The following is a 24345-nucleotide window of genomic DNA, read 5'->3' as shown; positions in this document are numbered from 1 at the left end:
TCCGGGCGTGGCCACTGCGAGCTTCCCGGAAACGCCACGAGGACAGATCACACGATGAAGCGCACCGCATGGGTTTGTGTAGCACTCGGCCTGATCTTTTCGCGGCTCGCCGCTGCAGATACTGAACCCGGACCCATCCTGGTCGGGAATGCGGACAATCAAGTCACGCTGCAATCCGCGGCGTCAGCGCCGAAGATCCTGCGCCTGACGAGCGACGGTGCGATGTGGCAAGGCATGGATGCCGAAACCTTTATCGACAGCGCGACAATCGATGGTGCAGTGATTCCACTGCATTGGCGTTTCGACCCGGCTGCCAGCCGCATCCACAATGATTCCGTCAGCCTCGCATACGAGGATCGCTCCACCGGCTTGCGGCTTTACTGGGAATGGCGAGCGGCTGCGCGGCATGGTCCGATCGAGCACGTGATCCGTATCGAGAACCCGGGCCGGCACGAGGTCTGGATTCCGTTGCAGGACAGCTTCCGCTTTGCATGGAAGATCGCTGCGAACCAGCCGCTGGAACAACTGTGGATCGACAAGGGCGCCGGTGAAGCACCACCCGTCGGGACCCATCTGGTGCCAGTCACCGAGGGTTATCAGTGGCATGGCGTGTCGAGTACGTTCGCGCATCCGGCTGCGGGCGAGCCACGCGAGATCATCCCGTACTTCCTGGTCCGTGATGCAGGTTCAACGAATCGCGGATGGTATGTCGGGGTGGAATTCAGCGGTCGTGTCGCGATGGAACTGAAACGACACGATGATGTTCTCGAGGGCTCCGCGGGACTCAATCCCGAACCGGGCCCCTTTCGCACACGTCTGGCACCCGGTGGAACCTTCAGCACGCCGACCGTGTTCGTCGGTACCAGCGATGGCGACGTGGACGATACCGGCAACATGCTGCGGCGCTGGGTACGCGAGGTCTTGAACGATCCTGCCACCTTGCACGATCCCGCCTATCCGACGGTGACCATCAACAGCTGGGGCAGCGCGATGGCGATTGACGACGCACAGGCGCGGCACATGATCGACGATGCCCGCCGCCTGGGTTTCGAGATGTTCCACCTCGATGCCGGCTGGTTCCGTGCGGTCGGCGACTGGTATCCGGATCCGCGGAAATTCCCGCATGGCATTGCGGCGATCTCGGACTACGCGCACAGCCGCGGCCTGAAGTTCGGCTTGTGGACCGATTGGGCGCAAGCGGGCACGAGCACGCAGCGCGGTGCGCTGAACGTCGCCGATCCGCATGTACGCGACTGGCTGACCACCGATCCGCCGCCGGGCTGGAAACCCGCCGAATTCAAGGGCCTCACGATCGACCTGGGCGCACCTGCGGCGCAGGTGTGGGCGACGCGCGAGGTCAATCGCATCGTGCATGACTATCATGTCGACATGCTTGAGCACGACGGCTATGTCGTCGCCCAAGGCTGCGCACGCAGCGATCATCCGCATGCCGCGATCGATACGGCCAACACCCGGCGCTACGGCGATGACGACTTTCTCTGGATCGACAGTGCCAATTCGACCGATGTCAGCCTGCACGCCACGCGTGCGTACTACGAGATACAGACAGACCTGCGCCGCACACACCCAGGGCTGATGCTTGAAATCTGCAACGACGGCGGCCGCATGGTCGACTTCGGCAGCGCCGCGCACGGCGACTACTTTTCCATGGTGGACTCCTACGACCCGCTGTCCAACCGGCAGGCTTTCTACGACGCCAGCCATGTGCTTCCTCCGGCGATGCTCGAAGCCTATGTCAAGGCATGGCCAACGCCACATATCGAGAATTTCCGCTACATGCTGCGTAGCGGAATGATGGGCTGGCTGACCGTGATGATCGACAGCAACAGCTGGACTCGCGAGCAACATGTGGCCGCGGCGAGGGAGATCGCGTTCTACAAGTCGACCCTGCGTCCGCTGATCCGCGACGCCGAGCTGTATCACGTCGGCCCGCGACCCGCCGGCAAAGGGTGGGACGGACTGGAATACTTCGATGCCAGCCGGGACCGCGGCGTGCTCTACGCATTCCATGGCAGCGATGCAGCGCCGGGCGAATTCCGCTTCAGCTTGCGCGGATTGCATGGCGACCGCAGATACCGTCTGCATTTCAGGGACCATTCCTCACCTGATCGCGAGGCAGACGGGCACGAGTTGATGCAGTCCGGCATCACCGTCGCGCTGCCGATGGCGGACTCGTCCGAACTCGTCACGATCGAGGCTTTGCGATGACCACCAGACATCTCCTGGTGCTGGTGCTGTCGCTTGCCTGCTCCGTATTCACGCCACGACAAGCCGCCGCGGCTCGAGTCGAAACCAACGCATCGGCGACGCAGCCCGATCAGGACGGCAAGCTGGTAGTCCAGCCTGCGGTGATCATCGCGGCGGCGGCTGCGTATCGGAATTCGAACCCGGCATTGCAGGCGATGGTGCGTTCGGCCCTGCTCAACACTGGTACCCAGATCGTGGCGGCGGACGATGGCACCGCCTACGTGAAAACCGGCGACATTCCCGCCGAATGGCTGCGCGACTCCAGCGTGCAGGTCGAGGCAACCTACCTCGACTACGCCCACGATCCGCAGGTACGCGCCCTGTTCAAGGCCGTGATCCAGCGTCAGGCGAAGTACCTGATCGTCGATCCGTATGCCAATGCGTTCAAGCAGGACTACACGGTGTGGGAACGCAAGTTCGAACTTGACTCGCTGTGCTATCCGGTCCTGCTCGCGTGGAAGTATTACCGGGTAACCGGCGATGCGTCGGTATTCACGCCCGAACTCAGGCAGGCTTTCCTGCGTGTGCTCGACGTCATGAAAATCGAGCAGGATCACCGGCGCAGCAGCAGGTACCGCTTCAAGTCCGACACCGAGGAAGCCGGCGTCAATCCGGTGGCCGATACCGGCATGATCTGGACCGGCTTCCGTCCCTCGGACGACCCGTGCGTCTACAACTACCTGATCCCCGCCGAGATGATGGCGGTGCAGGCCTTGTCGGCGCTTATGGATATCGCCGCGATCTATCACGATCCGCGGATGGCAGCACGCGCCGGGAAGCTGCGCCGGCAAGTGCATGCAGGCATCCAAAAATACGGCATCGTGAAGGGGCCTGACGGCAAACCGATCTATGCCTATGAAGTCGACGGGCTCGGCCACGCGAACCTGATGGACGACGCGAACCTTCCGAACCTGCTTTCGGCGCCGTATTTCGGTTATGTCGGCATTGACGATCCGATCTACCGGAATACCCGGCATTTCGTGCTCTCACGGGCCAACCCGTTTTACTACTCCGGTCCCCTCGCAGCCGGACTGGGCAGCCCGCACACTCCCGTGGGCATGATCTGGCCGCTGGGGCTGCTTGCCGAAGGATTCACCACGAATGATCGGGCCGAGCAGCAGCGCGTGCTTGCCATGCTGCTGGCCAGCGACCCGGGCGACCACCGGCTGCATGAATCCTTCGATCCTCGCGATCCCACGAAATTCACCCGCGATGATTTCGGCTGGCCCAATGCATTCTTCACCGAATACATCGCGAAGCTGCACGGCGCTCTGGCGCACCCCACACCGAGCACGGCAGGCCTGCATTTTGATGCGCAGTCCACACACTGACCACGCGGGCGAATCTTGCGGGCCACGCAGGCTCGCGCGCAGTATGGGAATCACCGGGCAGGACAGGAAATCGACGAATGGCGGGCAATTCCAGTTTCCCTTCCAAGGGATCGCACAGCAGCAATCAGGCAGGTTTGACCGTCAGCTCCAGCGCGCCCGGCTCAATCAGTTACTCCGTCGCTACACCGACGGTTGCCCCGGTATTGCGATCGTTCGATCTCTTCCCTACCCGTATCTGGCAGGCACAGATGCCCGCGCTGACAACGCATCTGCAGGAGTGGGCAAGTACCGTGCTGGCGCTACGGGCTGCCAGCCCGCGACCGGCAGGACGTACCAATCGCCAGGGCTGGAACAGCGAGGACATGGCGGTGCTGGAGCAGCCCGTCTTTGCGCCGCTGCGACAGGCGATACGTTCGGGTTGCACCAGCGCGTTGGGCGAGATGGGCGTGCGCGATGTCCCGTTCCAGCTGCAATCATGGATCAACCTGCATGACCGCGGCGGCTTCAACTTCCTGCATGTGCACGAAGGCTGCCTGCTGTCGGGCTGCTTCTACCTCAAAGTGCCCGCGGGTTCGGGCAAGCTGGTGTTCCGCGATCCGCGGCCCGGTGTCATTCATGGCTACGTGAAGGGTGCCGTGCCGAACGGCTATAGCGATATCCAGCTGACCCCCGATGCCGGCTTGCTGGTGCTGTTCCCGAGCTGGATGGAACACTTCGTGGAACCCCACGACAGCGACGAACCACGCATCTCGATCTCCTTCAATGCCGTGGCGCCGTAAATCGCAACTGTCACGCACCTAGCGGTCGGGCACGACATCGAAGGCCACCGTGAGACGCGTCTGGTCGCCTGAAATAGGCACGGTGCCATGCCAGAAATAGGAAGGAAACAGCACCAGCATGCCGACTTCGGGACGTATGGCATGCTCTGGTGGCAGTGGCGGTGTCGTCACGATGCCGGGCTCGCCAAACGCGAGGACACCCTCCCGGCTGTGCACATCGGCCATGCTGTCGGGCAACTCGATATAGCAGGCCGAGGAAATCCAGCCGCGCGGATGGACGTGATTGGTGTGAAAGCCGGAGGTACGCAACCTCACCGACCAACTGCCATTGAACCGCCAGGTGCCCTGGTTGCGACGACGCAGCGGATCGGGCCCATGGCCTACCCGCTCCAGATAGTGGCGGATGGGCGCCTCGAAGGCCTTGAACAAGGCCTGGATCACGGGATCCGCGCTGCGCGTCAGATCCTCGGTGGTCTCCGTGCCATGACGCAACGATTGAAACAGCAACGGGTGCGTGTGGGCGCTGTGCAGGCGGTCGAGACTGCTTTTCACGTCGGCGAGAAAACTGTTCGGGTCGGACCACGGCGACGGCACGTCGAATTGCTGTGGCACAACCAGCTGCCGGTAATCGCAAAGCTCGTGGTAACGCTCATCGCCAAGCAGGCGCCAGGCTGTTGTCTGCAATGCGATGAGATATTGATCGTCGGGAGTCGCTGCCAACAATGCGTCGCAATGAGGCAACGCGTCGGCGGCATCGCCAATGCCAAGCTGGGCGGCAACCATGAGCTTGCGCGCCGCCATGTCGGTCGACCGAACACGCAGCGCGCGTTCGGCAAGTCCCAATGCCGTGGCCGGGTCGAATTCCAGCGCTGCAAGGCCCGTACGCACCAGCAGCGCCGGCGAAGCATGCGAACGTGAAGCCTGCGCAGCCAGACATGCATACGCGCCGCGGGCATCCCCGGCTCCCTGCAGAATGGCCGCCTTGGCTGCCCACAGGGCATCGTCACTCGCAAACGTCTGCAAGGTCTGGTCCATCGTGGCGGTAGCCTGCACGCTGTCACCGGTACGCATCCAGACGAGCCGCGCCAGATGGTTGTGTGCATCCAGCTGGCGCGGGTCCAGCCGCAGGCACGCACGCAATGCAGTCTCGGCTTGATCGAAATCGTTGAGCGCGATCAGGCTGCGGGCATGGGTGTAATGCAGCATCGCGTTCGGTGGCCCCTGTGTCAGCGCCTGGCGGGCAACATGCTCCGCTTCGACAGGCAGGTTCGCTGCATCAAGGGCCATGGCCAGGGCGTGGGCAGCAAGCGGATTGCTGGGCGAAGCAGCCACCGCCTGGCGGAACGTGGCCACGGCTTCGCCTTGGCGCCCGAGCGCGGCCAAACCCGTCACATGCTGTGACACCAGGTCCGCGTCTGCATGACCGCCCGCGCATGCGCGGGCAGTAATCTCGACCGCCTGGGCCGGGCGCTGCGTGTCGTTGTAGTAGCGGGCAAGTACCAGCGCCGCGCGCGGGTACGGTGGGGATCCCGCACAGGCACGCTGCAACACGACCTCGGCTTCGCCGGCCCGACCGCTGTTGAGCAGAAGTTCGCCCAGGGTTGCCAGTGTGGGGGCCCAACCGGGATCAATCGCAAGCGCCTCACGCAAGGCAGCTTCCGCACCGGCAAGATCTCCAAGCGCCTGCTTGGTACCGGCGAACAATCGTCGTGCTTCGGCAAACCCGGGATTGTCGCTGACCACGACCTCGAGCTGCTCATGCGCAAGACGGAAATCCCCTGCCTGCAGCAGCAGGCTGATGCGCCGCATGGTGTCGATGACCGCGGGTGCGATCATCGACATCCGCCGGCAAACTGGTTTGATCGGTTCATGATCGACACTGTTCGCTGTTGCCCTGGACTGCTGAATCCGTTGACCAGAATGTAGCGCGCCGATGCATCAGACGAAACGGCCCGGATCGTCGAGGGAAACGATCCGGGCCGCCCGGCACCTCAAGTGAAACGGACTGCAAGACCTAGAAGCTGTATTTCGCCTGCAGATTCACTTCACGACCTTCGATAGACCTGGCCAGAATGACACCACCGATACCGGTATTGACACCAAAGATCCGCGAGTTGCCTTCGGTCAGACCGATCTGGTTGGTCAGATTGGTTCCGCGCAGGGTGAACTGCCAGTTGCTGGCGTAATTGGCCACGACGCCGGCGTCGAGGGTGTAGTACGAGCCCAGCGGCTGCAATCCGGACTGATCCTCGTAACGCTGACCCACATGCGTATAGGTGACAAACGCGGAGATGTTTCCCCAGCTGGTCGGGATCAGGTAACTCGGCGTGAACATGTAACGCACCTTGGGCTGCCGCTGCAGGGGTTCGCCGTCCAGGCCGACACACTCCGTGCCGCCATTGATGTCGGTGTACTGCGCACAGCCGTTGTAGTTCGTGTAGTGGCCATCCATGTAGTCACCGACCAGCGCGAACTTCAGGTTTTCGATCGGCGACCAGGTGGCATTGAGGTTCAGACCCTTGGTCGATGATCCGTAGTTGGAGATCGCACCGATCGGAACGCCGGCTCCGTTGGTCTCCTGGTACTGCAAGCCGGTGAATTTGCGGAAGTAGACGCTGGCATCCAGGTAGAGGGTCTGCGTCTGGTACTTGAAGCCGGCTTCCAGGTTGCGAATCTTCTCCATCGGCGAAAAATTGCCGCCGCTGCCGCGAATGCCATTGTCGAAGTCATCAAAATGGCCACCCGTGTTGCCGCGGGCGTACACGCTCATGTTGTCCGCCAGCTCGTAGTTCGCGCCGACCGTGAACGACGGGTGGGTCTTGTCGTAGACCAGACGCGTAAAGCTGCCATTGCAGATCGAGACGGTGTTGTCGTAGAGGGTATTGGGATTGCCATCGAGATCGACGGTTACGAAGTTGCAGGTGTTCTGGACCGCGTGAATGTTTTCCAGCCGCGCGGAAGCATCCAGCAGCCAGGGACCGGTTTTCCAGGAATCCGACAGGTAGAACGCGTTGTTGGTCGCCACGCCGTTCTCGGAAACGTCGTAATTGCCGTTGAAACTCGTGAAACCCTGCGGGTTCGTGACGTACATGGTCTGTCCATTCTGGACATAACTCACCGTGATCGGCTTGGCGTTGTTCGTGTTGGTCATCAGCATCTGGTTGCCAAGCGACCAGTTGTCGTTGTCGGTCGAGCGCGCGAAGTAGTAGCCGGCGGTCACCGTATTGCCGTCGAACAATTCCTTGCTCAAGCGGAAATCGTTGTTGAAGGTATGCAGCTGCTTCTGGATGTACCACCAGCCCTGGTGGATCACGCTCTGGTTCAGCGGCACCGCGCCACCGCCGACATAGTTGGCCTGGACGTTCGTACCGGCCGGCAGGCCCAGGGTGTCGCTGTCCACCGGCTGGTTGGTGCTGCTGCAATAACCGGCTGGCTGTGCGGTGTTGCAGCCATACAGGTAGTAGCCGAGAGGTTTCGGGTTGGTCCCGGAGAACAGTGCATTGGTATTGAGCTGGCCGCCGCCCACCACGAAATGATCGTCCACCTTCCAGCCGTCGCCCAGATCATTGCTGAACGTGCCGCCGAAATAATTGAGCTTGCCGCCGCGGCCATTGGCAAGATTCGCGTTCAGCATGTTGCCATAGGGCCCAGGCACCTGGACGTGCTGGATGGCATTGCTGTAGTAGGTACCCGTCAGCGCGCTGATGCCGGGGAAGCTGGAGTAGCTCCCATTGCTGTTCTGGATCAGTGCGGTCGGGGCAATGAACTGGTTCTTGTCGTCGAGCGATCGCGCCCAGAACATCATGGTGCCGTTGTCAAGATCGTGGGTCACGGTCGCGGTCAGCTGACCGCCATTGTCGGACGGAAATTGCGGATCGCGCACGCCATCGGACCGGCGGTAGAAACCGCCGATGCTGCCGTACCAGTTTTCCGCGATGGGGAAACCGTAAAAGCCATCCACGCGGTACAAGCCTTCGTTGCCGTAAGTCACGCCGATATCGCCCGACGGCACCTCCGTACCCTGGCGCAGAATGAAGTTCGCCGTGGCGCCCATCTGGCCGGGGCCGAAAATGGCACCCGGGCCGCCCTGCACGACCTCGACGCGTTCGATCGTGTCGTCGAGGCGGAACAGCGAGCTGCTGTCCATGAAGGACAGCGATGGCATGCCGTACAGCGGCGTGCCGTTGACCATCATGGTGAAGAACGGTGCATCGCCGCCACCCGGGAAACCAGCGATTTCGATGTTGGCACCGGTCTGGCCGCCGCTGGACTCGGGCCAGATTCCCGGCGAGATCTTCAGCAGGTCGGCCGTGCTCTTCGGGTTGGCATTCGTGATCTGCTGGCGGTCAGCGACAACCACGTTGTAGCTCGCGTCGATTTTCTTGACGCCACCAGCGTTGGCGGTCACGACGACGGCCTGCAGGGATTTGGTCTCCCTGAGATCCGCATTCGGCTGCTTTTTGGTGGCGGGCGCAGTCGTGGCCTGTGCATCGGACTGCGCCGCCGGCGCGGAGGCATCCTGGCCGGTTGCCCAGGCCATCTGCGGGAGCGCTGCCGCGATCGCGGTCACCAGCGCCAGTCTGACTAGTTCGGGGTGATTCATGGTACTCCCTCCTCAAGATGGTGTTGGAACACCGGTTTTCGATTCGAAGTTGTTTTCGTTCTGATTTATCAATGGATGACCCGGCGATAACCCTGATCTCAGCGTGGCAGGACAAAACGCTCCAGCCTGAATGACGCCAGATCCGGCAGTACTGCATCCGCCTCCCCCAATATCCGTATATCGCCGATGCCCAGGGCGGCCATGCCCGCAGACTTGATTGCCGCTATGCCAGCTTGCGCATCTTCGATGCCGAGACAATCGGCGACGTCGACACCCAGCGCCATGGCGGCGCGCTGGAAAATTTCCGGATCGGGTTTCGCTCGCGCAATCGTCGAGGCGTCGACGATGTGATCGAAGAACTCACCGATGCCCATGCGTTCGACGAGCTCGCCGGCGCTGCGGCTCGCCGACGCCAGCGCGATCTTCAAGCCGGCCCTGCGTGCGGCCTGCAGCGTTGTCAGCGCGCCCGGCAGCAGATCGCCGGCCGAAAAGGTCTCGATGGCCTTCCGGTAATACGCGTTCTTTCGATCGGCAAGCTGCTGTTTCTGTTCGCGCGTGTATCCGTCAGCGGCTTCACCGAGAACGATTTCTAGCGACGCGGCGCGATCGACGCCCTTGAGACGCTCGCCGATGCCTTCGTTCCACGGCAGGCCCATCTCGTCCGTCAAACGCTTCCAGGCGGCGTGATGCAGATGTGCGGTGTCGGCCAGCACGCCGTCGAGATCGAAGATCAGCGCCTTGAACGGGCGCGGAAATTCGACGACGGCGCGTGGCGATCCGGCAACCGGATGCAGATGCCTGTTCATCGCCTGCGACTGGGTGACGCCCGCCGTCAGCAGCAACGGCTTGCCCGCGTGCATGATGCTCAACGGTGCACCGCTGGTCAGGGTGTAACGGATCGTTTGCGCGTCGACGGCAACGGCAATGCTTCGGTTCTTCCAGATCACGCCAAAGCGGTAATCGCGCCAACCCGGTGGCAGGATCGGATCGAAGCCGATGCCGCCAGCCGCGATGCGCAGGCCGCCGAATCCCCACGCAAGGACCAGCCAGCTTCCGGCCATGGCGGCCATGTGTGCACCGTGGCTGGTGTTCGCGTGCAGATCGTCGAGATCGACGCGCAATGCATCCATGAAATAGTCGCGCGCCTTGTCGGCATAACCGATTTCGGCAGCGAGTACCGCGAAGGTCGACGCGGATAGCGTCGAATCGTGAACCGTGATCGCCTCGTAATAATCGAAGCTGCGCCGCTTGGTGGCACGATCGACATTGTCGCCCGCGAGCACGAGCGCCAGCAGCGAATCCGCCTGCTTGCATACCTGGTGCCGATACAGCGTCAGCGGATGGTGATGCATCAACAGGGGGTATTTTTCCGGCGGGGTGCCGGCGAAATCCCATCGCGGCTTGTCCAGAAAGGTATCGTCCTGCGCGACGATACCCAGACGCTCGTCATGCGGCAGATACATCGCATCGGCCGCACGCGACCAGTCGGCGATCTCAGATTCCGACCATTCGAGTTTCTGCCGGAGCGCGGCAAACGTCGCCGGCGAGCTCTTGGCCAGTTCGCGCACCACCTCGACCGCATAGCGCAGGTGCTCCTGCGCCATCCGGTTGGTGTAGTAATTGTTGTCGACCAGCGCGGTGTATTCGTCCGGTCCGGTCACGTCGTTGATGCAGAACGCACCGCCGCGACGCTGATTGAAATGCCCTACCTGCAGCCAGATGCGCGCGGTCTCGATCAGCATTTCCGCGCCACCCTCGGTGAGGAACGCCTGGTCGTCGCTTGCCTCGACATAGAGCTTGATCGCGAAGGCGATCGCGGCATTGATGTGATATTGCGCCGAGCCACTCGGATAATGTGCCGAGCATTCGTCACCGCCGATCGTGCGCCATGGATACAACGCGCCACGCGCATGATTCATCTCGCGGGCATGGGCACGTGCGTGATCGAGCGTGTGCAGGCGAAAGAGCAGACTCGGCTTGACCAACTCCGGCGCGGTGAGCGCGAGCGCAGGCAGTACGAAGGTCTCCGAATCCCAGAACACATGGCCTTCGTAGCCCTCGCCAGTCAGACCCTTCGCGGCAATGCCGCCATATCCGTCGCGCGCGGCGGACTGGAAGATATGGAACAGGTTGAACTTCAGCGCCTGTTCGCTGCGCCGGTCATGCTCGATCGAAAGGCTGGCGCGATCCCAGAAAGCGGCGCAATCCCGCGCCTGGGTCTGCAGCAGCGCGTCGAAACCTTTGTCGATGGCACTGGAAAGCTCGCTCACGGCACGCAAATGCAGGGCGGCGTCGGATATCTCCTGCTGCGGCTGGCTCCACGCATACACGACAAACTTTTCGATCAGCACCGACTCGCCTGCAGCGAGATGCCCGTGATAGCTCTGTTGCACGCAGCCAGCGTCCGCTGCGGCACCGGAGAAGGCCAGCCCGCCGATCCGGTGGCGCTGCATGCAGACCACGCCAATCGCACTCTCGCCGGTGCGTTGCGCAAGCCATGCCTCGCCTTCCGTGGCGGACGTATGCGATACGTGCAGGGCCAGACCGCTGCCGGCGCCAAAGCGCGGATCGTCACCCTGCGCCGCCGCGGCCCGATCGCCGGATATCGATGACTCGAAAGACACCGGACCGGCATAGTCGACCGAACGCAGGCGCATGCGGATGCACAGCAGGCCCGGGTGCGCGATCGGCACCACGCGTTCCGTCTCGAGTTCGAACGTATGTCCCTGCGCAGTGCGCCAGCGCAGGAAGCGGGAGAGCTTTCCTTCACGCAGATCGAGCACCCGCTTGAACGTAAGAATTTCACCATGCGCCGGGTCGATATGCAGATCGCCCAGACGAATGCGTACAGCAGTCGCTTCGGCGACCGGCAGGCGCGTGTCCGTGTTGCGTGCGAAACCGAAGTGGCGTTCGTGATAGTGGATGGGCGCGCGTTCCCACACGCCGGCGAGAAAGCTCCCCTGGGTCGGACTGGGGGATTCCTCGAAGCCGCCGCGTACGCCGAGCGCGCCATTGGCCAGCGCGAACAGGGTCTCGTCGCGCGCGGCATGGGCAGGCTGCCAATGCGACTGATTCAGCCGCCAAGTATCGGCATCCACCACTGGCGTATCGAATCCATCGGGATGCACCGCGTCCCCCGAGAAGTTGGCGCGTTGGACAACGTCCGGGCTCACGTGTGGATGGTCGCCGCTCATGGGAACCGGCGAATCCGGTCGTTTGCCGCCCGTGGCAACGCCCTGGGGCAGCATGGCCGCGCACGATCTCGATTGATGGATTTTCCCGGTGACAAGCATCCCCTCCCGACTGGCAAGCGCGCGGATTGAAGTGTTTCGACCCGTCCCCTGACAGATCCTGGCGCGAACCTAACAGCAAATGTTATCGGTATCAAGATATCGATAACATTTGCTGCGAATGCACATTCTTCCCGATTACAGGCATACGTCGAAGTGAGAAGAGACGTTGCTGCGGCCGCTTGTCTGCGCAGTAGTCACCCGCACCAAGACAACTGCCACCAGGGCTCTAGGTCGAGCGGACGATCAGGCTCACCGGCAGGACCTCCGACTCGGCCGGTTCATCCCGGATCAGTGCCAGCACCTTGCGTGCGAGCAACATGCCGCCCTCCTGCCAATCCTGCCTCACCGAACTGAGCGGCGGCTGGAAGCTGGCCCCCAGCGGCATGTCGTCGTAGCCCACGACCGAGACATCGTCCGGCACGGAACGACCCATTTCCTGGATACCACGGATGGCACCCATCGCCAGCAAATCGCTGCAGGCGAAGACGGCATCGAAATCGACCCAGCGGGCATGCAGGGAGCGCACCGCATCGATTCCGGAGTCCGTCGTGAACTCATCGCGCCGCATCAGCAGTGGCTTGATGCCATGCAGCCCCAGCGCGTCCACGAAACCATTCAGGCGGTCATAGATCTCGGGATGACTGGGATTGCCGATGAATACCGGCCGCCGTCGACCCAGGCCAAAGAAATGATCGGCCACCGCCGCGCCGCCCAGCCGGTTGTCGCTGCCGACCACTACATGCGAGTCGTCCTTCAGGCCCGCCCCCCACACCACCATCGGCACGCCCAGCTTGTCGAACCGGTGTACCGCATCCTGATGCACGCCCTGGCCGAGCAGGATCAGCCCGTCGGCCGCCTGGACGGCGGCGGCATTGGCGCCCTGTCGCGTGGTCAGCAACACGCTGTAGCCTGCCGCGGTCAACTCCTGCGAAATACCGCCAAGCAATCCCAAGGGGTAAGGATCGAACATCGTGCGATCGGAGGACGGCTTCATCTCGACGATCACCGCCACCGTGTGGCTGCGGCGCAGACGCAGGTTGCGGGCACTGATATTGAGTTTGTAGCCGTGCTCCCGTGCCAGCTCGCGGATCCGCTCACGCGTCTCCGGATTGACCAGTGGACTGTCGCTCAATGCCCGTGACACGGTGATCTTCGACAGACCGGCCAGTTCGGCCAGATCAGCCATGGTCGGTCCGGTCGAGCCCAGTTTGTCCACTTGCTTCTTGCTAGTCCGACTCAATTCCCGACCCTCTTGCTGGCAACGCGAGAGCAGGCCCATCCTCATCGGCCTGTGATCGCTTCCCTGATGCCGTCGAGCCGACGGCTGGGCGGCCGCGGCCTTCAGGCTGAAATCTACGCGGCGCTTCCGGGATTTGCCCGTTCCGGGAAGCCCGATCACCAAGTCCGCATAGGATCACGAGGTGAGTCCACCGATCAATGCCCCGTGCACGACAACTTGGCATATGACCATGCCTACCCTTGGTCTCGAACGCTTTCGTCATCGGATAGATAGAGCCGAGCCCGAGCGGCGCCGCCATTTCGCGCCGGATGCATCCACCAGGCACAGTCTCCGGGACTCTGCCCGAGACATGCCGCCACTGCGACTGACCACCTAATGACCCGTCATGAGCGGCATCGCCAGCATGGATTGATACCGATATCATTTTTCGGCACACTGCAATGGCACCACCCCTGCTTCGACTACGCATAGATGTCCTGAAGCACATCCAAATACGACACCGACCGCTCTAGATCCGCAAATCCATACGAAGCAGGCGCCCATGAACCGATTGCGCATGATCGCGGCACTCGCACTGATTTATATGGTGTTCGCGATCCTGCTCAACAGCGTCGGCACGGTGATCCTGCAGGCGATCCACACATTCGGCGTGGACAAGCCACAGGCCAGCCTGCTGGAACTGTTCAAGGACCTGACCATCGCGATGACTTCGCTGCTGGTCGCCTCGTTCCTGCCCCTGCTGGGCTACCGGCGGGCCATGATGCTGGCGCTGACGATCGTCGGCGCGGCGTGCCTGATGATGCCGCTGTATCCGGGTTTCCACACCACCGAATTGCTGTTCACCTGCATCGGCATTTCGTTTGCGCTGACCAAGGTGGCGGTCTATTCGTCGATCGGACTGCTGACCCGCGACAAGGCGGAACACGGCCGACTGACCAATACCATCGAAGGCCTGTTCATGGTCGGCGTACTCGCCGGCGGTTGGATCTTCAGTGCCTTCATCGACCATGCAGCACCGGCGAACCCGTCCTGGCTGCATGTCTACTGGCTGCTGGCAGCGATCTGCGCACTGGTGATCGTGCTGCTGGCGAGCTCGCAACTGGACGAATCGGCGGCACACAGCGAAAAGACCAACTCGATGCGCGGCTCGCTGCAGGAGATGCTGCAGCTGTTCCTGCGCCCGCTGGTCTATGTATTCCTGATCTCCGCCTTCCTGTATGTGCTGATCGAGCAGAGTTTCGGTACCTGGCTGCCGACGTTCAACAACGAAGTGCTCAAACTGCCCAACGCGATGAGCATCCAGGTCGCCAGCATCCTCGCCGGCGCCACCGCGATCGGCCGCCTGCTCGCCGGCCAAGTATTGCGCCGGGTGCCCTGGCATGTACTGCTGAACATCTGCGTGATCGGCATGGGCCTGCTGGTCATCGTGGTCCTGCCGCTGGCCAAGAACGTGCTGGCCCGCGCCGACATCGACTGGTTCAACGCACCGGTAGCGGCCTACCTGATCCCGCTGATCGGCCTGCTGATGGCGCCGATCTATCCGGTGATCAATTCCGTGGCGCTCAGTTCGTTGCCGAAACCCTCGCATGCTGCGATGACCGGGCTGATCGTGATCTTCTCCGCGCTCGGCGGCACGCTGGGCTCGCGCATCACCGCGATCGTGTTCGCGCGCTTCGACGGCATCCATGCCTTCTACTTCTCGCTGATCCCGATGACGCTGTTGTTGATCCTGCTGTTCCTGTTCAAGCGTGAGACCGATCGCTCGACCGCCATCACCCCGGTCAAGGTCGGTCTTGCCGCCAAATAGGCGTCCTCCCGGAGGGGAAACGCGCACGTCGCCACGATGGAGCCACCATGGCATTTCGTCTCACCCAGCTTGCCGGTCTTTCCGTGATCGCCGCCATGATCGCGGCACCCGTGTTTGGCCAGACTGACCCGAGCTTTCTGCTCACCGCCACGGCGAAGAATTTCGACAGCTATTTTCCCAGCTACCTGGCCAATGGCTACTTCTCGACGATGACCTCGCCGCGAGGGACCGAACCCAACATGGGCTACATGGTCGCGTTCATGGACTATGCGAAGGGCGATATCTCACGCCCGGCGGCGATCCCCGGCTGGAGCGAAATCGACTACAACCCCGGCGGCGGCTGGCTCAATGCGATTCGCCTCGATCCGAAGATTTTCGTCGACTACGCGCAAACACTGGACATGCACGACGGCACGCTGACCACCCGCTACCGTTTCGCCTACGCGAACAAGACCACCGACGTGAAGGTGACCACCTTCGTCAGCCAGGCCGATCCGCACCTCGCCGCCAGCAAGCTCTCGATCACCCCGCAATTCGACGGCAAGGTACAGCTGACCTTCCCGATCCGACTCTGGTCCGAACACCAACCGCGCTTCCCGATCGCGAGCATGACCGGTGACGAGATGATCAACGCGGTGATCGCCAGCGGTCAGAACCTGCAGAACAAGCCGGCACCGACACCGGACCGGGCGGCGGTCTGGTATCCCGGCTATACCAAGGTGATCTCCAGCGATGGCGACACCCGCGCACTGACCCTGTGGCTCGATGGCAGGGCCGAACAGGGGCTGAGCATGGCCGAGGCCGCGGCGATCAGCTTGCCGGCCGGGATCCAGGTCGACGAGGTGAAACTCGAAAAGGGCCTCGACAAGCTGTCGCTGAACCTGGTCGTCAGCGTGCAGAAGGGCAAGACCTACACCTTCACCAAGTACATCGCCGCGTCGCGGCAGGACTGGGGTGGCGACGCCAAGGCCGACGTGACGCTTGCCGAGGCGGCGCGCAAGACCGGTTTCGACAGCCTGCTCGCCCGCCATGCCGCAGCGTGGAACGAGCTGTGGAAGTCCGACATCGTGGTCGATGGCGATCCGAAGGTGCAGTCGGCCGTGCATTCGGACCTGTACTACTTGCTGTCCAACACCACCGTCGGCACCGCGTGGCCGATGGGTGCCTGCGCGTTGACCCCGGGCTACGCCGGCCATGCGTTCTGGGACAGCGATTCATGGGTGTTCCCCGCGCTGCTGCTGCTGCACCCGGAACGGGCCAAGCCGATCGTGATGTTCCGCGACCGCACGATGGAGCCGGCGCGCGCCCGTGCGAAACAATACGGAGCCGGCGGCACCATGTACCCGTGGGAGGCCGACCCGCAGACCGGCGTCGACAACACGCCCCACTTCGCCTACGGCGTCTTCCGCGAGATCCACGTCAACGCGGACATCGCGATCGCGCAATGGCAGTACTACCTCGCCAGCGGCGATGACGCATGGCTGAAAAAGGACGGTTGGCCGGTGATCCAGGCGATCGCCGAGTTCTGGACCAGCCGGGTGACCTACAACAAGGCCGAGGATCGTTACGAGGTCATGCACGTCACCTCGCCCGACGAAGCCTACGATGACGTGCCGAACGACTCGTTCACCAACTCCGCGGCGCGCAAGGCGCTGGAGATCGCCGGCAAGGCGGCCAAGGTCGTCGGTGCCGAGGCCGATCCGAAGTGGACAGCTATCGCGGCGAAGATGTACATCCCGTTCGACAGAGCGAATCAGCGACATCTCGATTTCGATGCCTCGGTGCCGCACGACAAGATCACCTGGATGGGTTCATCGCTGGCGTGGCTGATGTATCCGAACCTCGACCTGCCGACGTCGGCGCAGATCCGCCGCAACGATTTCGCGTTCCAGTTGCAGGAGCTGAAGACCCACGGCGACGACCCGAACGAGATGATGATGGTAATGCTCGCCGTCGGCGAGGCCGAGCTGGGCGACGGCAAGGCTGCGGGCGACTGGATCCAGCGCAATCTGGTCGGTTTCCTGAAGCCGCCGTTCAACGTACGCACCGAGACCGTCGCCAACAACGCCGGCTACATCCTGGCGACCTCGGCCGGTTTCGTGCAGAGCTTCGTCTACGGCCTGTCCGGCCTGCGTATCGAGGACAACGGTCTGGTCGAGGCCTATGCCCCGGTGCTACCGCCCACCTGGAAGTCGCTGACCCTCAAGCATGTCAGCTTCCGCGGCAAGCACTTCGACGTCGCGATCGGGCGCGATGCCAGCGGCAAGGTCACGCTCACCCGTCACGCGGAATAGTCGAATAGAGGCCACGCCGGGCATCCCAGCGTGGCACTCCGGAGAGGTCACATGAAGTATCCGGTCCAGAACCTCATCCTGCTGCTCGTTGCGGTGGTCGGTTGCTCGGCTTCGATCGCGCAGGCAGCCACCGACCCGAGTTTTCTGCTGACCGCGACCTCAAAGGATTTCGCCAGCTACTTCCCCGGCCAGTTGGCCAACGGCTATCTGTCTACAACGACCGCACCGCGCGGCACCGAAGGCAACCTTGCCTACATGGTCGGCTTCATGGACTACGGCAAGGACGACATGTCCCGACCCGCCGCCATTCCCGGCTGGACCGAGATCGACTACAGCACCGGCCAGTCCGACGCGGGTCATTTCTGGATGAACCAGGTCGACCTGAACCCTTCGGTGTTCCAGGACTACCGGCAGGTGCTTGACCTGCACGACGCCACCCTGACCACCAGCTATCGCTACCTCGATCACGGCAGGGCCACGCGGATCGAGGTGGTCACCCTGGTCAGCGAGGCGTCGCCGCATCTGGCTGCCAGCCAGATCTCGGTCACGCCGGAGTTCGATGGCGTGGTGCAACTGTCGTTCGCGTTCAACCTGTGGGCGCCGTACCAGCCCAGGTTGCCGCTGGCGACGTTGAGCGGCGACGAGATGCAGACCGCCGTGGCCGCACACAACCTGAACTTCCAGGCGATTCCACCGGCCACGCCGGATCGCGCCGCCGTGTGGTATCACGGCGACACCCATGTGCTGGCCGATGACGGTGACAGCAAGAACCTGACCCTATGGCTCGATGGCCGCGCCGAGCAGGGTCTCGGCATGGCCGAGGCGGCCGCGGTCAGCTTGCCGGCGGGACTCACGCCGGTCGAGGTCACGCTGAACAAGGGCATCTATCGGCTCTCGCTCGATCTTCGCGTGCAGGTGCGCAAGGGCCAGACCTATACCTTCACCAAATACGTCGCGGCATCGCGCGCGAACTGGGGCGGCGACGCCAAGGCCGATCTCGCCTTGGCCACGGCGGCTCGCAGCGAAGGCTTCGACGCCCTGCTCGATGCACACAAGGCGGCATGGACCAACCTGTGGAAAACCGACATCCGCATCGACGGCGATCCGAACGCGCAACGCGTCGTGCATTCGGACCTGTACTACCTGCTTGCCAACGCGACGCCCGATACAGCATGGGCGATTGGCGCCTGCGGCCTGACCACCGGCTATGTCGGGCACATCTTCTGGGACAGCGATTCATGGATCTTCCCGGCGCTGGTGTTGCTGCATCCGCAATTCGCCAAGTCGCTGGTGATGTTCCGTGACCGCACATTGCCCGCTGCGCAGCAGCGCGCACAGGCACGCGGGCTGAAGGGCGCGATGTTTCCGTGGGAGGCCGACCCGCAAAACGGCACCGAGCAGGTCGTGCATGCCGCCTGGGTGCTGGGCGAGCGCGAGATCCATGTCAATGCCGACGTGGCGATCGCGCAATGGCAGTACTACCTGGTCAGCGGTGACCAGGCTTGGCTGAAGTCAGACGGCTGGCCGGTGATCCGCGACGTCGCGCGCTACTGGACCAGCCGGGCGAGCTGGAACCCCGGCAAGCAGCGCTACGACATCCTCCACGTCACCTCGGTCGAGGAGAACTACAACGACGTGCCCAACGACACCTTCACCAATGCCGACGCGGCCAAGGCCTTGCGGATCGCGACGGCTGCCGCGGCCATCGTCGGCGAGCAGCCCGATCCACGCTGGGCCGAGATCGCCGCGAAGCTCTACCTGCCGTCTTCCGCCAATGGCCAACATCACCTCGACATGGACGAGACGGTGCGACACGACCTGGGCGGCGGCAGCGACCTCACCTTCCTGGCGTTTCCCTCCCTCGACCTGCCGATGAGCGCGCAGGTACGCCGCAACGACTACGCGATCGCGATGAAGCCGATGGACGCATCGAAGCGAATCCCCACCACGATGGGACTCGGCCCGGCGCCGATCGCTGCAGCGGCCAGCGGCAACGCGGCCGAAGCGGGCCGCTGGATCGCGCGCAATGCCGCCGATGACATGTTCAAGCCACCGTTCAACGTGCGCCCCGAGACTTCCACCAACAACACGGGTTACTTCCTCACCGGCTCGGGTGGCTACGTGCAGGGCCTGCTCTACGGCTTGACCGGGCTGCGCATCGAACCGAACGGCCTGCTCGAAACCTATCCGCCGGTGCTGCCGCCGACATGGAAATCGATGACGCTGAAGGACATCACGTTCCGCGGCAAGCATTACGACATCACCCTTGATCGCGATGCCAGCGGGAAGACCCGCCTGACGCGGAAAGCACTTTGATGCTTCACCACGCGATACGCCGATGCCGCCCGAAAACTCTCACTCGACGAAGCGGACGCATGACATGACCAACACGCAAGACTCACCCTGGAAACACAGTCACGTAGCGCATACCCGCATCTGTCGGTCGGCGAACGGCGCGCTGCGCATCTTCGTGCTGCTGATGGCAGTCGCATTCGCGACCGGCACCGCCGCGGCAACCCGTCCGGATCCGATCAAGACCCGTGCCTACATCGATCATGCGTGGGACACGCTGACGCGCTCACTGGATGATTGCTCGGCGCTGGCCGACAGCAAGGTGAGCACGCATTCAGTGCTCTATCTGCCCGCGCAATTGCCCGTCACGGAACAGCTTCGCGGGATCGCGAATCGCTGCGGCGTCGCCCTGCGCACCCTGCCACGCGTCATCGGCAAGCTCGGCGACATCGACCCCGCGCAACTGCCCGGGCAGGGACTGCTCTACCTGCCCCACCCCTACGTCGTACCTGGCGGCTTCTTCAATGAGATGTACGGCTGGGACAGCTATTTCATCGTGCTGGGACTGGTCGCCGACCATCGCACCGAACTCGCACGCGACATGGTCGACAACGCCTTGTTCGAGGTCGAGTACTACGGCGGCGTCCTGAATGCGAACCGCACCTACTACCTCAGTCGTTCGCAGCCACCTTTTCTTGGCGCCATGATGTCCGCGGTACTCGGCGATCCGGCCAGCTTTCACAGCAAAGCGGATAGGCAGGCATGGCTGGCGCAGGCGTACCCCCTGGCCGTGCGCAACCACGATATCTGGACCCGCACGGAGCACCTTGCCGGCGATACCGGCCTGGCACGCTACTTCGACCTGGGCAGCGGCCCGGTGCTTGAAGCACGCGACGCCGACTATTACCGCGGCGTGATCAAATGGCTGCTCGCGCATCCTTCGGAAAATTCCGACTACCTCGTGAAAGCATCACGACATCCGGATGACGCCGAAGCTGCCCATCTGAAATCGGCGAGCTGTGATGTGCGCAGCTCGAAGGTATGCGCCGACGCGTGGCTGGATGGCTTTCGGCTGAGCGCCGACTACTATCTGGGTGATCGCGCCATGCGCGAATCGGGCTTCGACGTCAATTTCCATTTCGGCCCGTTTGCCGGATCCACCCATCACTATGCGGCGGTGGGCTTGAACAGCCTGCTCTATCGCTATGAAACTGATCTGCACGACTTTGCGCTGCAACTCGGCAAGCCGGCCGAGGCCGCGCACTGGGCAAACGTCGCACAGGCACGCAAGCAGGCCATGGATCGCTACCTGTGGCACCCGGATGCAGCCATCTACATGGACTACGACTTCGTCAGCGGCAAGCCCGCGAACTATCCCTACATCACCACCTTCTACCCGCTGTGGGCGCACGCAGCTTCCGCACAACAGGCCACCGCCGTGCGTGACCACCTTTCGATCTTCGAGCGACCAGGCGGCCTCTCCATGGACGCTCACGCCAGCGGCGCGCAATGGGACGAGCCCTTCGGCTGGGCACCCACCAACTGGCTCGCCGTCGCCGGCCTCGATGCCTATGGCTTCCACGACGACGCACGCCGCCTCGCCGGCAAGTTTTGCGCAACCGTCGATCGCGGCGTGGCGACGGACGGGACCATTCGCGAGAAATACAACATGGTGCTTGGCAATGCGGACGTCCATATCAGCGCCGGCTATACCCAGAACGTCGTCGGCTTCGGCTGGACGAATGGCGTGTATCTGAAGTTGCAGGAGATCCTGCATGGCGACGCCACGCCTGCGTCCAGTGCATCCGCGCGGTCCGCCTCGGCAAACTAACGTGATGAAGTGACACCACCAGCGATACGGGAGGAAACACCATGCATGCACCATGTCTTACGCGCATCCTGTCCGGCATCATGCTCTGCGCAGGCATGTCGGGTACGGCAGCACTCGCGCAAACCTCGTCGCCCGGCGTGCAGGCCGATGGCAGCGTGACGTCGCCCGCGGCAACCGTGCCGTATTCGGATTTCGCGTCACCGGAGTCACGGGCGTTCTTTCCGAAGATGCTTGCCGCCGGCAGCAAGGCGCCGCCGCTGACGGCACCGATCACGCAGAGCCGCACGTTCTACGACCGCATGAACAGCGATCGGGCCGCGCGCATGGAAAAGCTCTATCCGGTGAAGATCCATGCCGAAACCATCGCCGGCGTCGGCACCGATGTCGTGCTGCCCACGCAAGGCGTGGCCACGGAGAACACGCATCGCGTGCTGATCAATCTGCACGGTGGCGCCTTCCTGTGGGGGGCGCATAGCGGTGGCCTGGTCGAGTCCATCCCGATCGCCAGCATCGGTCGCATCAAGGTCATCAGTGTCGACTATCGACAAGGTCCCGAATACAGCTTCCCCGCCGCCAGCGATGACGTGGAGGCGGTCTATCGCGCGCTGCTCAAGCAGTACAAGCCTGCCGAGATCGGCATCTACGGCTGCTCCGCCGGCGGCATACTCACCGCCGAAGCCGTCGCCCGCTTCATTACCGACAAGCTGCCGGTACCGGGCGCCATCGGCACCTTCTGCGGCTCGCTGACCGACCTCAGCGGCGATTCGTCCTACATCGCTCCGCTATTGAACGCCCAAGGCGTCCCGGCGCACCGGCTCGGCCTGACCGATCTGCCCTATTTCCATGGCGCCAATCCCCGGGACCCGCTCGTGCAACCGGGCCTTTCGCCGGCGTTGCTGGCGAAATTCCCTCCCACCTTGCTGATCACCGGCACCCGCGACATGGCGATGAGCTCGGTGGTGCATAGCCAGCAGCTGCTCGATCGCGCTGGTGTGGAGACCGAGCTGCATGTGTGGGAAGGCATGTGGCACTCCTTCTTCTCGGACCCGGAGCTGCCTGAATCCATCGAAGCCTATGCCGTGACGGCAAGATTCTTCAATCGCAGGCTGGCGCACTAGCAACCCCGCGCAACGGATGCCTTTGCCCCGCGGCTTGGGGGCGGGTATTCTCTGAGGTATCAATAGCCACGCGCCGCGCCATGAACCCACAGACCGTCCTGGTTATCGACGACGAACGCGACATCCGAGAGCTGCTGACCATCACGCTGGGCCGGATGGATCTGCAGGTCGACGCCGTGGGTACCGTGGGGGAAGCACGGCGTGCGCTGGCCGAGCGCAGCTACGACCTGTGCTTCACCGACATGCGGCTGCCCGACGGTAATGGCCAGGAAGTCATCGAGCTGATCGCCGCGGACCATCCGGACACCCCGGTGGCGATGATCACCGCCTACGGCAATGTCGATGCTGCGGTGAACGCGCTGAAGGCAGGCGCGTTCGACTTCGTCTCCAAGCCAGTCGACATCCAGATGCTGCGCGGTCTGGTACGCACCGCACTGCGCCTGGCCGAGGAAAAGCGCAATGGCGGTGGCGCAGCCAAAACAGGCGGCTCCGGCGATCGTCTGATCGGCGACTCGACCGCGATGCAGCAGGTGCGTGCCACCATCAGCAAGCTCGCCCGCAACCAGGCTCCGGTGTATATCGCCGGGGAATCCGGCGTCGGCAAGGAACTGGTGGCCCGCCTGATCCACGAGCAAGGTCCGCGTGCGAGCGGTCCGTTCGTGCCGGTCAACTGCGGTGCGATCCCTTCCGAACTGATGGAAAGCGAATTCTTCGGCCACCGCAAGGGCAGCTTCACCGGCGCGGGCGCCGACAAGGAAGGCCTGTTCCAGGCCGCCCAGGGCGGTACGCTGTTCCTCGACGAAGTCGCCGAACTGCCGCTGCACATGCAGGTGAAACTGCTGCGCGCGATCCAGGAAAAAGCGGTGCGCCCGATCGGCGGCCGCGACGAGATTCCGGTGGATGTGCGCATCCTGTCCGCCACCCACAAGAATCTCGGCCAGTTGGTCGAACAGGGCCAGTTCCGCCAGGATCTGTTCTATCGCATCAACGTGATTGAGCTGCGCGTGCCGCCGCTGCGCGAGCGCCGCGGCGACGTGCCGTTGCTGTCCGGTTTCATCCTCAAGGCACTCGCTGGCAAGAGCGGCGACAGCGTCGGTCAGCTGTCACCAGCCGCGCGCGATGCACTGGAAGCGTATGACTTCCCGGGCAACGTGCGCGAACTGGAAAATATCCTCGAACGTGCGATGGCGATGTGCGACGGCAACAGCATCGACGCATCGGATCTGATGCTGCCGCAACGCAACGCGCGCCCGGCCCAGCCCGAAGCAGCCACCTCCGACCATTCACCGCCATTGCCTCCGGCTCCAGCGCCGGCACCCGCCGGTGCCGATGGCGGTCTCGACGACTACATCAGCAATATCGAGCGCACCGCGATCGTCAAGGCGCTGGAAGAATCACGCTACAACAAGACCGCCGCCGCGCGGAAACTCGGCATCACCTTCCGCGCGCTGCGCTACAAGCTGAAGAAGCTCGGCATCGACTGACGCGT

At 63.1% G+C, this 24345-nt stretch carries 13 protein-coding genes; 9 read left to right on the top strand and 4 right to left on the bottom strand.

Going from position 1 to position 24345, the window contains the following annotated elements; genetic code table 11:
- Window positions 1–54: 54 nt before the first annotated feature.
- From B0E50_RS14795 to B0E50_RS14785, 3 genes are all read left to right on the top strand, one after another.
- Window positions 55–2229 carry an alpha-galactosidase gene (locus B0E50_RS14795; RefSeq protein WP_077442111.1) on the top strand — a complete coding sequence of 725 codons (2175 nt, stop codon included), beginning with the start codon at window positions 55–57 and terminating at the stop codon, window positions 2227–2229.
- A complete protein-coding gene (locus tag B0E50_RS14790) occupies window positions 2226–3599 on the top strand; it encodes a glycoside hydrolase family 125 protein (RefSeq protein WP_077442110.1) in 1374 nt (457 codons plus the stop codon). Before B0E50_RS14795 ends, B0E50_RS14790 begins: the two co-directional genes overlap by 4 nt.
- Before the next feature lie 77 nt (window positions 3600–3676).
- Window positions 3677–4378 carry a TIGR02466 family protein gene (locus B0E50_RS14785; RefSeq protein WP_077442109.1) on the top strand — a complete coding sequence of 234 codons (702 nt, stop codon included), beginning with the start codon at window positions 3677–3679 and terminating at the stop codon, window positions 4376–4378.
- Window positions 4379–4396: 18 nt separating this feature from the next.
- On the opposite strand, the gene B0E50_RS14780 is transcribed toward B0E50_RS14785, so the two are convergent.
- The 4 genes from B0E50_RS14780 to B0E50_RS14765 form a co-directional block, all read right to left on the bottom strand.
- Entirely contained in the window at window positions 4397–6214 is a 1818-nt protein-coding gene (locus tag B0E50_RS14780) for a tetratricopeptide repeat protein (protein WP_168170893.1), read from the bottom strand.
- Window positions 6215–6392: 178 nt separating this feature from the next.
- Window positions 6393–8981, bottom strand: a complete 2589-nt coding sequence (locus B0E50_RS14775) for a TonB-dependent receptor (RefSeq protein ID WP_077442107.1) — start codon at window positions 8979–8981, stop codon at window positions 6393–6395.
- A gap of 98 nt (window positions 8982–9079) precedes the next feature.
- Entirely contained in the window at window positions 9080–12154 is a 3075-nt protein-coding gene (gene pgmB / locus B0E50_RS14770) for a beta-phosphoglucomutase (protein WP_254427303.1), read from the bottom strand.
- Window positions 12155–12500: 346 nt separating this feature from the next.
- On the bottom strand, window positions 12501–13460 hold the full coding sequence (locus B0E50_RS14765; protein WP_139350893.1) for a LacI family DNA-binding transcriptional regulator: 960 nt from the start codon (window positions 13458–13460) through the stop codon (window positions 12501–12503).
- 595 nt (window positions 13461–14055) lie between these two features.
- On the opposite strand from B0E50_RS14765, the gene B0E50_RS14760 reads away from it, so the two are divergent.
- The 6 genes from B0E50_RS14760 (at window position 14056) to B0E50_RS14735 (ending at window position 24340) form a co-directional block, all read left to right on the top strand.
- The gene (locus tag B0E50_RS14760) at window positions 14056–15321 is read left to right on the top strand and encodes an MFS transporter (protein ID WP_254427302.1); all 1266 of its coding nucleotides are present in this window, start codon (window positions 14056–14058) and stop codon (window positions 15319–15321) included.
- A 47-nt stretch (window positions 15322–15368) separates the two neighbouring features.
- Window positions 15369–17615: a glycoside hydrolase family 65 protein gene (locus tag B0E50_RS14755; RefSeq protein ID WP_077442104.1), complete on the top strand. Its 2247-nt coding sequence runs from the start codon at window positions 15369–15371 to the stop codon at window positions 17613–17615.
- Between the two features lie 51 nt (window positions 17616–17666).
- Window positions 17667–19931, top strand: a complete 2265-nt coding sequence (locus B0E50_RS14750) for a glycoside hydrolase family 65 protein (RefSeq protein WP_077442103.1) — start codon at window positions 17667–17669, stop codon at window positions 19929–19931.
- A 163-nt stretch (window positions 19932–20094) separates the two neighbouring features.
- Window positions 20095–21738, top strand: coding sequence for a trehalase family glycosidase (locus B0E50_RS14745; RefSeq protein WP_139350927.1), 1644 nt, complete (start codon window positions 20095–20097; stop codon window positions 21736–21738).
- Between the two features lie 41 nt (window positions 21739–21779).
- Entirely contained in the window at window positions 21780–22856 is a 1077-nt protein-coding gene (locus B0E50_RS14740) for an alpha/beta hydrolase fold domain-containing protein (protein ID WP_077442101.1), read from the top strand.
- A gap of 80 nt (window positions 22857–22936) precedes the next feature.
- Window positions 22937–24340, top strand: a complete 1404-nt coding sequence (locus B0E50_RS14735) for a sigma-54 dependent transcriptional regulator (RefSeq protein WP_077442100.1) — start codon at window positions 22937–22939, stop codon at window positions 24338–24340.
- Window positions 24341–24345: the final 5 nt, after the last annotated feature.

The sequence above is a fragment of the Rhodanobacter sp. C01 genome (genome assembly GCF_002001045.1).
In the GTDB taxonomy this organism is placed as follows: Bacteria; Pseudomonadota; Gammaproteobacteria; order Xanthomonadales; family Rhodanobacteraceae; genus Rhodanobacter.
This window is presented reverse-complemented; position numbering and strand designations above follow the sequence as displayed.

Excerpts from the sequence above, each read along its gene's own strand:
- B0E50_RS14745 (WP_139350927.1), top strand. The coding sequence starts at position 20,095 with ATGGCAGTCGCATTCGCGACCGGCACCGCCGCGGCAACCCGTCCGGAT.
- B0E50_RS14785 (WP_077442109.1), top strand. The coding sequence starts at position 3,677 with ATGGCGGGCAATTCCAGTTTCCCTTCCAAGGGATCGCACAGCAGCAAT.
- B0E50_RS14790 (WP_077442110.1), top strand. The coding sequence starts at position 2,226 with ATGACCACCAGACATCTCCTGGTGCTGGTGCTGTCGCTTGCCTGCTCC.
- B0E50_RS14775 (WP_077442107.1), bottom strand. The coding sequence starts at position 8,981 with ATGAATCACCCCGAACTAGTCAGACTGGCGCTGGTGACCGCGATCGCG.
- B0E50_RS14750 (WP_077442103.1), top strand. The coding sequence starts at position 17,667 with ATGAAGTATCCGGTCCAGAACCTCATCCTGCTGCTCGTTGCGGTGGTC.
- B0E50_RS14760 (WP_254427302.1), top strand. The coding sequence starts at position 14,056 with ATGAACCGATTGCGCATGATCGCGGCACTCGCACTGATTTATATGGTG.
- B0E50_RS14735 (WP_077442100.1), top strand. The coding sequence starts at position 22,937 with ATGAACCCACAGACCGTCCTGGTTATCGACGACGAACGCGACATCCGA.
- B0E50_RS14755 (WP_077442104.1), top strand. The coding sequence starts at position 15,369 with ATGGCATTTCGTCTCACCCAGCTTGCCGGTCTTTCCGTGATCGCCGCC.
- B0E50_RS14765 (WP_139350893.1), bottom strand. The coding sequence starts at position 13,460 with ATGGCTGATCTGGCCGAACTGGCCGGTCTGTCGAAGATCACCGTGTCA.
- B0E50_RS14795 (WP_077442111.1), top strand. The coding sequence starts at position 55 with ATGAAGCGCACCGCATGGGTTTGTGTAGCACTCGGCCTGATCTTTTCG.
- B0E50_RS14740 (WP_077442101.1), top strand. The coding sequence starts at position 21,780 with ATGCATGCACCATGTCTTACGCGCATCCTGTCCGGCATCATGCTCTGC.
- B0E50_RS14780 (WP_168170893.1), bottom strand. The coding sequence starts at position 6,214 with ATGATCGCACCCGCGGTCATCGACACCATGCGGCGCATCAGCCTGCTG.